Origin of the sequence: Corynebacterium sp. p3-SID1056 (assembly GCF_025152525.1) — a bacterium.
Taxonomy (GTDB): domain Bacteria; phylum Actinomycetota; class Actinomycetes; order Mycobacteriales; family Mycobacteriaceae; genus Corynebacterium.
Window position 1 is genome coordinate 1 of record NZ_JALXXL010000004.1, and the last position, 13,265, is coordinate 13,265.

General features: G+C 66.1%; 12 protein-coding genes and 1 pseudogene. 6 read left to right on the plus strand and 7 right to left on the minus strand.

Going from position 1 to position 13,265, the window contains the following annotated elements; all coding sequences use genetic code 11:
* Window positions 1–214, plus strand: a pseudogene (locus M3G14_RS04520) (hypothetical protein); the annotation flags it as partial.
* Between the two features lie 64 nt (window positions 215–278).
* Here M3G14_RS04520 and M3G14_RS04525 read toward each other — a convergent pair.
* From M3G14_RS04525 to M3G14_RS04540, 4 genes are all read right to left on the minus strand, one after another.
* Complete coding sequence (locus tag M3G14_RS04525; RefSeq protein ID WP_259924977.1) at window positions 279–1,271, minus strand: L-lactate dehydrogenase; 993 nt, start codon at window positions 1,269–1,271, stop codon at window positions 279–281.
* Between the two features lie 156 nt (window positions 1,272–1,427).
* Window positions 1,428–2,813, minus strand: a complete 1,386-nt coding sequence (locus M3G14_RS04530; RefSeq protein WP_259924978.1) for an amino acid permease — start codon at window positions 2,811–2,813, stop codon at window positions 1,428–1,430.
* Window positions 2,814–2,905: 92 nt separating this feature from the next.
* The gene (locus tag M3G14_RS04535; protein ID WP_259924980.1) at window positions 2,906–3,730 is read right to left on the minus strand and encodes a S1 family peptidase; all 825 of its coding nucleotides are present in this window, start codon (window positions 3,728–3,730) and stop codon (window positions 2,906–2,908) included.
* Between the two features lie 3 nt (window positions 3,731–3,733).
* Window positions 3,734–4,660, minus strand: a complete 927-nt coding sequence (locus tag M3G14_RS04540) for a DUF1624 domain-containing protein (protein WP_259924981.1) — start codon at window positions 4,658–4,660, stop codon at window positions 3,734–3,736.
* Between the two features lie 81 nt (window positions 4,661–4,741).
* On the opposite strand from M3G14_RS04540, the gene M3G14_RS04545 reads away from it, so the two are divergent.
* The 5 genes from M3G14_RS04545 (at window position 4,742) to M3G14_RS04565 (ending at window position 10,403) form a co-directional block, all read left to right on the plus strand.
* Entirely contained in the window at window positions 4,742–5,410 is a 669-nt protein-coding gene (locus M3G14_RS04545) for a response regulator transcription factor (protein ID WP_259924983.1), read from the plus strand.
* Complete coding sequence (locus M3G14_RS04550) at window positions 5,407–6,453, plus strand: HAMP domain-containing sensor histidine kinase (protein ID WP_259924984.1); 1,047 nt, start codon at window positions 5,407–5,409, stop codon at window positions 6,451–6,453. The genes M3G14_RS04545 and M3G14_RS04550 overlap by 4 nt, the downstream gene beginning before the upstream one ends.
* Window positions 6,454–6,557: 104 nt before the next feature.
* The gene (locus M3G14_RS04555; protein WP_259924985.1) at window positions 6,558–8,528 is read left to right on the plus strand and encodes a DEAD/DEAH box helicase; all 1,971 of its coding nucleotides are present in this window, start codon (window positions 6,558–6,560) and stop codon (window positions 8,526–8,528) included.
* A gap of 111 nt (window positions 8,529–8,639) precedes the next feature.
* Window positions 8,640–9,461 (plus strand): S1 family peptidase, encoded by an 822-nt coding sequence (locus M3G14_RS04560; protein WP_259924986.1) that lies wholly within the window; start codon window positions 8,640–8,642, stop codon window positions 9,459–9,461.
* Between the two features lie 39 nt (window positions 9,462–9,500).
* Entirely contained in the window at window positions 9,501–10,403 is a 903-nt protein-coding gene (locus M3G14_RS04565) for a S1 family peptidase (protein ID WP_259924987.1), read from the plus strand.
* Window positions 10,404–10,455: 52 nt separating this feature from the next.
* Here M3G14_RS04565 and M3G14_RS04570 read toward each other — a convergent pair whose 3' ends face one another.
* Genes M3G14_RS04570 through putP form a run of 3 tightly spaced genes read right to left on the minus strand, consistent with a single transcriptional unit; the run spans window position 10,456 to window position 13,192 of the window.
* Window positions 10,456–10,938, minus strand: coding sequence for a DUF2269 domain-containing protein (locus M3G14_RS04570; protein WP_259924988.1), 483 nt, complete (start codon window positions 10,936–10,938; stop codon window positions 10,456–10,458).
* A gap of 40 nt (window positions 10,939–10,978) precedes the next feature.
* A complete protein-coding gene (locus tag M3G14_RS04575; RefSeq protein WP_259924989.1) occupies window positions 10,979–11,593 on the minus strand; it encodes an HNH endonuclease family protein in 615 nt (204 codons plus the stop codon).
* 36 nt (window positions 11,594–11,629) lie between these two features.
* Window positions 11,630–13,192, minus strand: a complete 1,563-nt coding sequence (putP, locus tag M3G14_RS04580; protein WP_259924991.1) for a sodium/proline symporter PutP — start codon at window positions 13,190–13,192, stop codon at window positions 11,630–11,632.
* Window positions 13,193–13,265: the final 73 nt, after the last annotated feature.

Below are 13,265 nucleotides of genomic sequence, written 5' to 3' on the forward strand. Positions count from 1 at the left end.
GCACCACATGGTCGAACACCAACGCGGAGGCGAGACCACACCATCCAATCTTGGGTGGTTGTGCAAGTACCACAACTCCCAGGCCGCACGCGGCACAAGGGGCCATACGGAAAGACGCGACGGGCAGATCGTGTATGTCTCACCCTACGGCAACGTCACCGCCACCGGCACCGACCACAAAGCCCGCGCCGAACACCGAAAACCACCCGACTAAAACCCCAGGCAAAAGCCCGCGCGCCAGCAACAACTGGGGCGCGGGCAAGCATGCCTAAAAGTGGCTAGACGAGCTCGGCTTCCTTCATCACGTTGCGCAGGGTCTCTGCGGAGTGGGTGAACTTCGCCAGCTCCTCCTCGTTGAGGTGGAGTTCGATGGCTTCGCGGATGCCGTTGCGGTTGACCACGGCCGGGGTGCCGATGTAGATGTCGGACTGGCCGTACTGGCCGTCGAGCTTGGCGGAGACCGGCAGGACGACGTCCTCGTTCATGAAGATCGCGCGGGTAATGCGGGCGAGGCAGCCGCCGATGCCGAAGTCGGTCGAGCCCTTCGCCTGGATGATCTTGTACGCGGCGTCGCGGGTGGCGACGAACATCTCGTCGATTTCCTTGTAGACGTCCGGGTTTGTCTCGGCCTCCTTGGCCAGGCGGTTGCGCAGGGCGATGCCGGCGATGGAGCCGGTGGAGATGACGGGCAGCTCGGTGTCGCCGTGCTCGCCGATGATGTAGGAGTGGACCGAGGTGGCGGACACGTTGTACTTCTGGCTCAGGTTGTAGCGCCAGCGGGCAGTGTCGAGCACGGTGCCGGAGCCGAGCACCTGGGATTCCGGAAGGCCGGTCTGCTTTTGGGTGGCGTAGGTGAGCACGTCGACCGGGTTGGTGGCCACCAGGTAGATGCCGTTGAAGCCGTTGGCCATGACTTCGTTGTTGATGGACTCGAAGATCTTTACGTTGCGGCCGACCAGGTCGAGACGGGTTTCGCCCTCGCGCTGGGCAACGCCTGCGCAGTTGACGATCAGGGCAGCGTCGCGGCAGTCCTCGTAGGTGCCGACGGTGACCTTGGTGTTGTGCCCGGAGTAGGGCACGGAGTGGTTGAGGTCTTCGACCTCGCCCCAGGTCTTTTCTTCGTTGATGTCAATGATCGCGAGCTGGTCGCACAGGCCCTGGTTGATCAGTGCGTAGGCGTAGGCCATGCCAACCGAGCCGGCACCGATGAGGACAACCTTGTTGCCTGGGGTGATGTTGTGGTGCGGGGTGGACGGGTTCGTGATGCTCACTAGACTCTCCTTTTACTCCGGCGGGTTGCCGGTAGAAAAATGCTTCCGCCTCCCATCATTGCACAATGTTATGACCATTGCTTGGATAGTCGGGCAAATTCGGAAAGAATTCGGGCGGAAGCGGGCGGGTCTGTGCGCCAAATGTGCCTACGGTGCTTACTTGAAATCGTCCTCGGTGTGAGCGGCAGCCACGGCTTTTGGTCGACCGGTGGCGAAATACAGCGCGGTCATGATGACCAGGAACGCTACGCCCACGCCGAGGGCGAGGTGGTACTGCGGCTGCCAGACCATGATGCCGAAAGTAAAGAGGATGAACGCCACGGCGAACCACTGCCCGTAGGGCCAGAAGGGGACGGGGAAGGTGAGGGCTTGGGCTTCGGCGGGGGACATGTGGCGTCGAGAAGCAAGGTGGCTGAGAAGGATCATCAGCCACACGAAAACGGTGGCGAAGGTGGCGAGCGCGGCGATCGTCTCAAAGACGTTGGGGAAAGTTGCGTTCAGCACCACGCCGACGACGAGGACGATGAGCAGCGTCACTGTGGTCATTACGGGGATGTCGCGGATGGTGCGCGCCATTGCACGCGGGGCGAGCCCCTCGCGTGCCAGCCCGGTGAGCACGCGGCCGGTGCCGAAGAGGTCGGCGTTGATGGCGGAGAGTGCGGCGGTGATCACCACGAGGTTGAGCAGGCCCGCGGCCCAGTTCACGCCCAGGGTGGAGAAGATCTGCACAAATGGGGATTCCTCGCCGGTGATGCTGCGCCACGGGTTGATCATGAGGATGACCAGGATGGCCAGGACGTAGAAGAGCAGGATGCGCACCGGCACGGTGTTGACGGCTTTGGGGATGGAGTGGTCAGGGTCGTCGGCTTCGGTGCCGGCAACGCCGATGATTTCGGTGCCGCCGAAGGCGAAGAGCACGAGGATGAAGGCTGCGATCATGCCTTCTGGCCCGTTGGGGAAGAACCCGCCGTCGTTCCACAGGTTGGAAATGCCGGTGGCCTCGGGCTGCGTGCCGAGCCCGAAGGCGAGGATGGCGGCACCGCCGACGATCATGGCGACCACGGCGACGACCTTGATCAGGGTGAAGGCGAACTCCAGCTCGCCGAACCAGCGCACGCTGGCGAGGTTCGCCCCGCCGATAATCAGCAGCGTGGCGGTGATCCACACCCAGGCCGGGGTGTCGGGGAACCAGAATTTCATGTAGATGCCGATGGCGGTGAGGTCGGCCAGGCACACGATGATCATCTCGAAGGCGAACATCCAGCCGGTGATGTAGCCGCCGAGCCCGCCGAGGTGTTCGCGCGCGTAGACGGCGAAGGAGCCCCGGACGGGGTGGCGCACGCTCATTTCGCCGAGCGCGCGGAGCATGAAGTAGACGACCGCACCGCCGAGCAGGTACACCAACAGCACCGACGGTCCGGCGGCCTGGATCGCGCCGGCGGAGCCGTAGAACAGCCCGGTGCCGATGGCAGAGCCGAGCGCGATGAAGTGGATGTGGCGGTGGCTTAAGCCGCGAGTTTTTCGTGCGGCGGTTGTGGACATGGTGCGTGGGCCACCTTCCATGGGAATATTATGCGGTTCGAGTGATATTACTACCTATAGCACCACATAATCTCAGGTTCAGCAAAGAGGGCCTATGCTTTTCGACGCCTCGCCACCGCCGCCGCGCCAACCGCCACCACACACAGCACCGCGATGGCGAGCACGTACGGCGCGGTGGAAGTATCGTCGTCGTCCTTTTCGGTGATGGTGTTGTTGATCCACTCGGCGGCGTCGCCAAGCGGGGCGGCGGAGGCGGCCGAGTTGGTGTCCATCGCGATTTCCTCCGGGTCGTCCGGGTTCATAAACAGCCCTGCGCTGAGTACACCGGTGAGCTTGCCGTCGCGGAAGACTGGGCCGCCGGAGTCGCCGCCGTGGATGCCGGCGCCTTCGGGCAGGGTGACGGTGAGGGCTTGGTGGCCGTCGAAAAGCGCCATGGGGTTGGGGCCCTCGATGGTGGCCTCGGTCATGGGCAGGCGGGTGGTGCCGCCGGAGCCTTCCGAGGACCAGCCGTAGACCGTGCCGGGGGTCTCGGGCTCGGGCACCTCGGTATCGACGGTGGCGTAGTGGTCCAGACCCATGTCTTCAGCGGTGTGCAGCAGGGCGATGTCGCCCTGCGGGGCGGTCTGCCAGCGATCGACGGCGACGGTGCGCTGGTTGTCGCCCTCGCCGACGCGCACCGAGCCGCCCGGGGTGGGCAGGTGGTCCATGCAGTGGCGGGCGGTAACGACCCAGTGCGGGGCGACAGCGGTGCCGGTGCACACGCCTTCGGCGGGGTCGTCGTTGGCGGTGCGCACTGAGACGACGGACGAGCCCTCAGGGGAGCCGTCGGCGAAGTGGGTGGATTCGAGTGCACCCGCGGGCGCAGCGATCAGTAGCGCGGCGGCGGTGGCTGCGGTGGTGAGTCGGATAGTGTGCATGATTTAAGCTCCTTTTACAGCGTGTCGTTGGGGGAGGTCTTGACGGGAGGCGGCGTGGGTGAGGCTGCGAAGTGCCTGCTCGAGCGGGCCGCGCGGGTACAGCAGCAGCCACACGGACGCGAGCGCGCTGGCGGCGGCAATGCTCAAGGCGGCTGAGAGCGGGCCGGCGGGAAGCAGCACGGCGGTTGCCACGTGCAGGCAGTACACAGTCAGCGGCATCCGGCCCAGCGCCTGGATGGGGTACGGGCACCAGCGTGCAAACAGCAGCAGGCAGAGGCCGAGAACGGCGAGCGAGCAGCCGATTTCGCTGATGGTGGCGATGAGGCCGCCGGTGTGGCCGTTGGGGTTGAGGAAGGGAAACTGGTGGGCGTCGAGAAGCGGGCGGGCGATAACACCAAGGGCTGCGCACGCGGCGCCGATGGGGGCGACGAGCGGCAAGCGCGGCAGAAAACGCGCGGCGACGATACCTGCGACCATCAGTGCGGCCCACTCGAACAGCGGGTACGGCGGCGCGGTGACCGACAGCGGCAGCTGCAACGCGGAGACCACGGTGAGCCCGGCGCAGAGCATCGCGAGCGTGCGCGTGCGCCAGCGCGGGGCGCAGGCGAGCGCGAGGTAGCAGGCACCGAACGTGCCCAGCACGACGGTGATCGAACCCGAAAGCGGGGTGAGCACGACGTGCAGCGTGAGCAGGGCTGCGCCGCGCATCATCGCCTGGTGACGCTCACGGGCCAACGCCGCCCCGCCGGTGGCGCGCATGCTCAGCTGCATCGACACGCCCGCCAGAAACGCGAAGAGCGCGGAGGGGAAGCCGTAGAGCCACGGCGAGGTCGAATCGGTCAGATGCGCCCACATCATGGCGCCGAGCGCGACCGCGCGGGCGGCGTCGACGCCTGCGATGCGCGGCGGAAGTCTGGAAGCATTCGTCATGAGGGTGAGACTAAAAACCGCCGTGTTGCGAGAGCGTTAACACGCTTAACCGCAGCGCAGCGCCGGTCTAAAATGACCCGCATGTCCAACGTTGTAGTTGTTGAAGACGAGGTCTACCTCGCCGACGCCATCGCCGCCGCGCTCACCGCGCACGGGCGCAACACCCGCGTGGCCTACGACGGCGCGGCCGCGCTCGAGCTGCTCGAGGACGCCGACGTGGTGGTGCTCGACCGCGACCTGCCGCGCGTGCACGGCGACGAGGTCTGCGCCCGCATCCGCACCGAGCACCCGCACATCCGCGTGCTCATGCTCACCGCGGCCAGCGCGCTCGACGATCGGCTCGCCGGTTTCGCGAGCGGGGCGGACGATTACCTCACCAAGCCTTTCGAGGTGCCGGAGCTGCTCGCGCGCGTCGACGCGCTGCTGCGCCGTCACACCCCGCCGAAGTCCGAGGTGCTGCGGTGCGCGGATGTGCGCATGGACACCGCGCGTCGCATCGTCACGCGTGCGGGCGAGCCGATCTCGCTGAGTCCGAAGGAGTTCGCCGTGCTCGAGGTGCTGCTCGCCGCAGACGGGGCGGTGCTTTCGGCCGAAGCGCTTCTTGAGGAGGCCTGGGACGCTTTTGCCGACCCCTTTACCAACTCGCCGCGCGTGACCATCTCGCACCTGCGCCGCAAGCTCGGCGACCCCTGGATCATCCACACCCAGCCCGGTGCCGGCTACTACGCCGCGGAGGAGGCCCGCCCATGACGCTACGCCTGCGCCTGACCCTCGTGCTTGTCGCCACCGTCTTCGGTGCCGGCGCAGTACTCACCGCGCTCGTGTGCGCCTACCTCGCGCTGACTCCGGTGCCGCTGCACGTGTCGTTGCCGGGCCCCGAGGGCGTGCTTATCGACGCCGCCATGCCCATTCCCGCCTCCATCATCACCATCGTGCTCGCCACGATGCTCGTCGCGCTCGTCGGCTTGACCGCGCTCGCAGGTTTGGTGGGCTGGTTCGTCGCCGGCTACGCGCTTTCGCCCGTGCGCCGGATCGCCGCGGTGGCGCGCGAGGTTTCGGACGGGGACGTCGCCAAGCGTATGCACTACGAGGGCCCGGCCGACGACGTGGGCGATCTTGCGAACGCCTTCGATCAGATGCTGGACTCGCTTGCCGCCTCGCTGGACGCGCAGCGCCGTTTTGCCGCCAACGCCTCCCACGAGCTGAAGACGCCGATCGCCACGATCCAGACGGTTGCGGACGTCGCGCTCATGCAGGCCGACGCGGCTTCCGACGAACAGCTCGTCGGCGCGCTTCGCCGCATCCGCGAGGTCAACGCGCGAGCCGGGCAGACCGTTCAGCGCCTGCTCGCTTTCGCTCGCGCGGAGGCGGCCCAGCCCGGCAGCCTCACCGGCCAGCCGGTGGACATGGTCGCGCTATGCGCCGAGATCTGTGCGCAGTACGGCGTCCCGCTGCGCGTGAGCGGTGCACCTGCGGCCGCCGCCGGCGATGAGGTGCTGCTGCGCCAGGCGGTAAGCAACCTCGTGGCCAACGCCGTCGAGCACGGCGTTGCGGGGACTGCTGTGGTGACGGTTGAGGGCGGTGCGGTGGTCGTCGAAAATCAGGGCTCCACACTTGACCCGGGCGAGGTGGAGCGGCTCAAGGAGCCGTTCGTACGCGGCGCTGGGCGGGTGGCCGGCTCGCACGGGCTGGGGCTTTCGCTTGCCGACGCCATCGCGCGCGCCCACGGCGGCAACCTCCACCTCGCGGCGCGCGAGGGCGGAGGACTGCGCGCCGACTTGGCGCTGGGCTAAAAGCGACCGACCGCTCCGGAGCGCAGCGCGCAGGCAGCTGACAACTTGCGCACCGTTTTTGCAGAATAGTGTTGTCGTCGCGGGTGGCGTACGCTGGTGAAGCAATGAGCACTTCCGAAAACGCGACCGGCAGCGAGAATGGGCCGGATATGAACTTGTCGGAAAATCAGCACTCCCCGCAGGATGTCGCGGCCGAAGAGACGGCCGCAGAAGACACCAGGGATGCGGGCAACGCTGAGGACACCGGCGCTTCGCAGCAGACTGACGAAGCCACCGAGAACACAGAAAATGAAACTACTGAGCCGGCACACGGCTTCGACACCCTCGACCTGCCAGACAAGGTCGTCGAGGCGGTCAAGAAGGTCGGCTTTGAGCGGCCTTCCGCCATCCAGGCCGAGACCATCCCGCTGTTGATGCAGGACCGCGACGTCGTGGGTCTCGCGCAGACCGGTACGGGCAAGACGGCGGCGTTCGCGCTGCCGATCTTAAGCCGCATCGACACCTCGAAGCGCTACCCGCAGGCGCTCGTGCTTGCGCCGACACGCGAGTTGGCGCTGCAGGTCTCCGACTCCTTCCAGTCTTTTGCCGACCACCTCGGTGGCGTGCACATCCTGCCGATCTACGGCGGACAGGCCTACGGCATCCAGCTGTCCGGGCTGCGCCGCGGCGCACAGGTCATCGTCGGCACCCCGGGTCGTGTAATCGACCACCTGCAGAAGGGCTCGCTGGACATCTCCAACCTGCGCTTCCTTGTCCTGGACGAGGCCGACGAGATGCTGAACATGGGTTTCCAGGAAGACGTCGAGCGCATCCTGGAGGACACCCCGGAGGAGAAGCAGGTCGCGCTGTTTTCGGCGACGATGCCGCGCGCTATCCGCAAGATCTCCCGCGACTACCTCAACGACCCGGTCGAGGTGACCGTCAAGTCGGAGACGCGCACGAACACGAACATCACGCAGCGCTACCTGTTTACCGCGCACCGCAACAAGCTCGACGCGATCACCCGCATCCTCGAGGTCACCGAGTTCGAGGCGATGATCGTCTTCGTCCGCACGAAGAACGAAACCGAGGAGATCGCCGAAAAGCTGCGCGCCCGCGGGTTCTCGGCCGCCGCCATCAACGGCGATATCGCCCAGCAGCAGCGTGAGCGCACCGTCGACCAGCTTCGCGACGGACGCGTGGACATCCTGGTCGCCACCGACGTCGCCGCCCGCGGCCTGGATGTCGAGCGCATCTCGCACGTGCTCAACTATGACATCCCGAACGACACGGAGAGCTACGTCCACCGCATCGGCCGCACCGGCCGCGCGGGGCGTACCGGCGAGGCGATCCTCTTTGTCACCCCGCGTGAGCGCCGCATGCTGCGCTCGATCGAGCGCGTGACGAACGCGAAGATCGAAGAGATGGACCTGCCGAGTGTCGACGAGGTCAACGAGAGCCGCAAGGTGAAATTCATGGATTCCATCACCGAATCCCTGGAGGCCACCGAGCTGCAACTGTTTAAGTCGATGGTTCGCGAGTACTCGGCGGCCAACAACGTGCCGATGGACGACATCGCCGCGGCCCTGGCCACCCAGGCGCTGGCTGGCGACGAGTTCTTGATGAAGGAACCGCCGAAGGACAAGCGCGAGCGTCGGGATCGTCGTGAGCGGTGGGACCGCGACGACCGCGGCAGGGGTCGCGGCAAGCGCCGCCACAACGACAGCGCGGACTTCGATACCTACCGTTTGGACGTGGGCAAGCGCCAGCACGTCCGCCCGGGCGCGATCGTCGGTGCGCTGGCGAACGAGGGGGGCCTGAGCTCCAAGGACTTCGGGCGCATCACCATCGGCGGCGATTTCACCCTGGTGGAGCTGCCGAAGAAGCTGGATAGGAAGGTGCTCGACCGGCTCTCGGACACGCGCATCTCGGGTCAGCTGATTAACATTCAGCGCGACCACGGCGCACCGCCGCGCGATCGCGGCGGGCGTGGGCGCCGCGGCGGGTTTGACGACCACCGTGACCACCGTGGCCACCGTGGAAACCGTGGTCGCAGGGACGATCGTCGCGGTCGTGGGAACCGCAACTGGGACTAGCGGCGAGAGCGAAATAACGGGCCTTTGTGGGCCCGTTTTGCTTTTGTGCCCCCGCAGGTGCACAAGTACAGTGAGGTGAGCTTTCCCACACTGGCTGCAAGGAAGGATGCCATGCAACAACTCCACCGAACCCTGACGATGGGGGTGCTTGCCGCACTGCTCGCGGCGCTGATGGTGGCGGCGCCGTCCGCGTCGGCCGCACCCCGGGTGAGCCAAGGGTCGGTGGTGGCGACTGACGGAGGCATGTGCACCGTGGGCTTTAGCGACCCGGCCCGTCAGCGCAGCCTGATCGCCGCGCACTGTGGGCGCGAGGGCGGCAGGGTCTCGGTGGTCGACCCTGCGACCGGTGCGCTGAGCCGGCCGATGGGCACGTTTCACCGCTCCAAGGCTTACGACCAGCGTTTGGGCAATGACTGGGCGGCGATTCAGTGGGATACCGGGGTAGCGATGGGTGGGAACCCGCACTCCGGCAACCAGTGGATACACCCCAACGACATCGCGTTGGGAGAGACGGTGTGCTACCACGGCAACGCCAGCCACGGAGCGCGCGGCGCTACCTGCGGGAAGTTTGCGGGTGCGGTCGGCAACACTTTCTTTGTCGACGCCCCGCTCACCCGCGCCGGCGATTCCGGCGGGCCGCTGTGGGTGCCCGGCCGCGGCTTCGTGGGCGTGATTTCGAGCCAGTGGGCAGCGCGCCAGCTGCCGGTGGTGGGCGGCGCGAACTTTGTCGTGGGCGTCGTGCCGCACGATGGGCCCGCGGTTACCGAGGTGCAGTTGATGGGGCTGTACATGGAGAACCTAGTTGCGCCAGTTTCGCGCGGCGGTTCCTCCGTGGGGCCCGCGGGCGAGGGAGTACGCCGGGTTGTCAGTACCGTGTTCGGGTTTTTGTCTCGTCTGGGGCTCCCGAACCTGTCTGCCGTGCACTATTCTTAAAGGAGTACGACAGCTTTTTCTCACCAAAGGTGAAGACACGTGAATACTTCCCGCGCGCTAACCGCAGTTGCCCTCGCTTCCTCTCTGGGCCTTGCCCCGGTGGCGGCGCACGCAGCGCCCGCGCCAGTCCCGGAGCAGGGGCTGGCCTTTTCCACGAGCATCGGTTTGTGCACGTTAGGCTACGTCGATACGGAGCAGCGCATTAGCTATACGGCCGCGCACTGCGGTAGGGAAGGCGACCGAGTTCGGCTCATTGATCGGAAGACGAAGGCGCAGACCCGGGAGCTCGGCACCTTCCACCCATCGACGCGCTACGACGAGCTGTTTTCCAACGACTGGGGCTTTATTCAGTGGGACCGCGACGTCGTCCTCGGCGGTAACCCGTACTCGGGCGACACCATCGTCGACCCCACCGACGTCAAGCGTGGCGAGGAGGTCTGCTACCACGGCGAGACCTCCCACATGGGCACGAGCGACGAGACGTGCGGGACGTTCTACCGGGCTGTGGGGCAGAGCTTTACCATACGCGGCGCGCACTGGCGCCCGGGTGATTCCGGCGGCCCACTGTGGATTCCGGGGCGCGGTTTTCTCGGTGTGGCCTCGATCGGGCCTGCTACGCCGGGCAACGTCGGCACGGCCACGCTGGGCCGGGTTCGCGTTGACGGCAAGCCGATGGGCTGGGCCGCAGCGCCGCGCGACGGCCGTCTGATTGGCAACGAGGAAGGCTCCCGGGAATTCCTCGCGGCTGCGGGCTTGGACACTGCGGGGGTGTACGACGAGCTGATTGAGAGGAGCTCGGGGTCTTCGAAGAGTTCCTCTTCCTCCGAAAAGGAATCTTCGAGCACTGAGATGACTCCGGGCGAGATTCTCTCGATCGTCATCCCGATTTTGGTTGTGCTTCTGCCCCTACTTGCGCAGCTCGCACAGCAGTTTATGCGCTAAAAAGCCCCGCACCAGCTCACAGGCGGGGTGCAGGGCAAGAAACGTAGTGGCTTTAGGCCGGCGTCGGCAGGAACATCAGGATGAAGGTGAGCAGCCACAGCAGGTTGAAGACGCCGGACCCGGCAGCTGCTTTCGCCTTGGCCTTTTCAAAGTTCGACGCGGCGTCGGAAACATCGCCTTCAGCGGGGGAGAGTGCCCCGAGCGAGCCCATGATGGCGCGCTGCTGCGGGATGACCATGAAGAAGAGCAAGCCCCACGCGATCACGGACAGGATGATCGCGGTGTGCAGGAAGTAGTTGGTCTTGTAGGTGCCCCAGTCGGTGGCCATGACCAGGCCGCCGAGCAGCGGGACCAGCACGGAGAGCATGCCGTAGGTATTTGTCACCTTGTGCAGCACGGAGGCGCGGCCGGTGGCCTCCTCGCCGCCGGTGCGGGCCTCGACGGCTTGCTTGGGAAACATGGAGGTGGACACGACGACGGGGCCGAGCAGGATGATGGCTGCGACCACGTGCAAAGCAGTGAAAAAGGTAACCATGCTGCACCACCTTACGGCAAGCGTGCAATATCGTCACAGTTCACATGGAGCGAGCGCCCAACAGTCCGGTAACACCGCTGCAGGCGCGGCGCATCTCGCGCAGATCGGCGCGCGGCAAGGCGAGCTCGTAGGCGCGGGCGATGTCGGCGAGCCGGTGCGCGTACGCGCAGCGCTGCCAGCGTTTGGGAGGCATCCATTCGCTGGGCAGTTGGTCGGATTTTTCTTGGTTGGCGGCCGCGGCGACGACGATGAGGTTGCGCGGGTCGTTGGCGAAGGCTTCGCGGCGGGGTTGCTCCCATGCGTGGGCACCCAAGTCCCAGGCAGCGGCCAGCGGCAGGACGTGGTCAAGCTCGACGTCGTGCGGGGTGATGGGGGCACCGGTGTAGGGCCCGCGAATCGGATCGTTGCGGGGTGCCGGGCAGGGGTCCGGGGAACCCGCGGCGGCTGGAACCGCGCCGAAGGTTGAGTGGAGGGCTTTTGAGCGGGTGGTGCAGCCGTCGGCAAGCGAGGCCCAGCCGGTGCCGAAGGCCTCGCGGCTGTAGCCGAGCACTGTGGCGCGCGGCGGGCCTGCGCTGATGCCTAAGACGGCGCGCGGGGTGGGGATGGGTGCGACGAGGATCGTCGCGGCTGTGAGGAGAGTGAGGTAGGTACGCATACGTGTTTAGACGCACGCGGACCTGCCGCGGTTCCCTTACTTGTTGTGTTCGACGGCCTCGAGCGAGTCGTGGAAGCTCGCCTTGGGGTGAGCGAACGCATAGTTGGTCACGGCGACTGCGGTGTCGAACTCCTCGGCCACGCCAGGCTTGGGCTTGGTGGCCAGGGAGACAAGCACCATCGCCAGGGTGGCGAGGAGCACGCCCGGGACGATCTCGTAGATCATGCCGGAAAGCGCGTCGACGGAGCCCCATACGAACACGGTGATGGCGCCGACGACCATGCCGGCGACTGCGCCCGGCGCGGTGAGCCTGCGCCAGTACAGGGCGGCCACGATGACGGGGCCGAAGGCGGCACCGAAGCCTGCCCAGGCGAAGCCGACGAGCCCCAGGATGGTGTCGGAGGGGTTGAACGCCATGAGCATGGCGATCACGGCGATGAGCACGACCATGGTGCGGGAGGCGACCAGCAGGGTGGTCGGGCTCGCGTCCTTGCGGAAGATGCGGAACAGGTCTTCCACCAGCGCGGACGAGGTCACCAGCAGCTGAGACGACATGGTGGACATGATGGCCGCGAGGACGGCGGTGAGCACCAAGCCGGCGATCAGCGGGTGGAAGAGGATGCGCGCCAGGTCGAGGAAGATCGTCTCGAAGCCTTCCTGATCGGTCACCGAGTGCGTGGTCTGGGAGAAGAACAGGGTGCCGACCAGCGCGGTGAAGATCGCGCCGAGGAAGCAGAAGGCGACCCAGATGATGCCGGAGCGACGCGCGGCGGTCGCCTCCGAGGGTGAGCGCAGTGCCATGAAGCGGGTGACGATGTGGGGCTGGCCAAAGTAGCCCAGGCCCCAGGCGACGTTGCCAATGATGGTGGCGGCCGAGACACCGGCAACCAGGTTGAAGAAGTCGGGGTTGCCCTCCGGCCACGGACCGTAGGAGTGGTCGGTGGCGTAGGAGAAGAGATCGCCCGGGTTGTCCACGGCGATCAGCGCCATGATTGGGACGGTGATCAGGGCGAGGAACATCAGTACGCCCTGCACCACATCCGTGTAAGAGACGGCCAAGAAGCCGCCGATGAAGGTGTAGAGCACGGTGATCGAGCCGACGATGAGCATGCCGACGAGGTACTCGCCGCCGAAGGTCGACTCGTAGTAGCGCCCGCCGGAGACCATGCCGGAGGAGACGTAGAAGGTGAAGAAGAAGATGATGATCGCTGCGGCGACGACGCGCAGCACGCGCGAGGAGTCGCGGGTGCGGTTTTCAAAGAAGCTGGGCAGGGTGATCGAGTCGTTGGATACCTCGGAGTAGGCGCGCAGGCGCGGGGCGACCCACTTCCAGTTGCACCAGGAGCCGATGAGCAGGCCGATGGCGATCCACAGCTCACTCATACCGGACACGAACAGCGCGCCGGGCAGGCCCATCAGCAGCCAGCCGGACATGTCGGAGGCGCCGGCGGAGAGTCCGGCGACGAATGGGTGGAGGCCGCGGTCGCCGAGTACGTAGTCGTCATACTTCTGTGTCTGGAGCCAGGAATAAAACCCGATGGCCACCATGACACCGAAGTAGAGCACGATGGCGACGACGAGCCAGAAACTGTCAGACATCTGCATCTCCTTGCGGGTACGGTGTGAATTGAGTTACAAAATCCGTAGTGTAACAGGGGGGCGGGTACGTTTG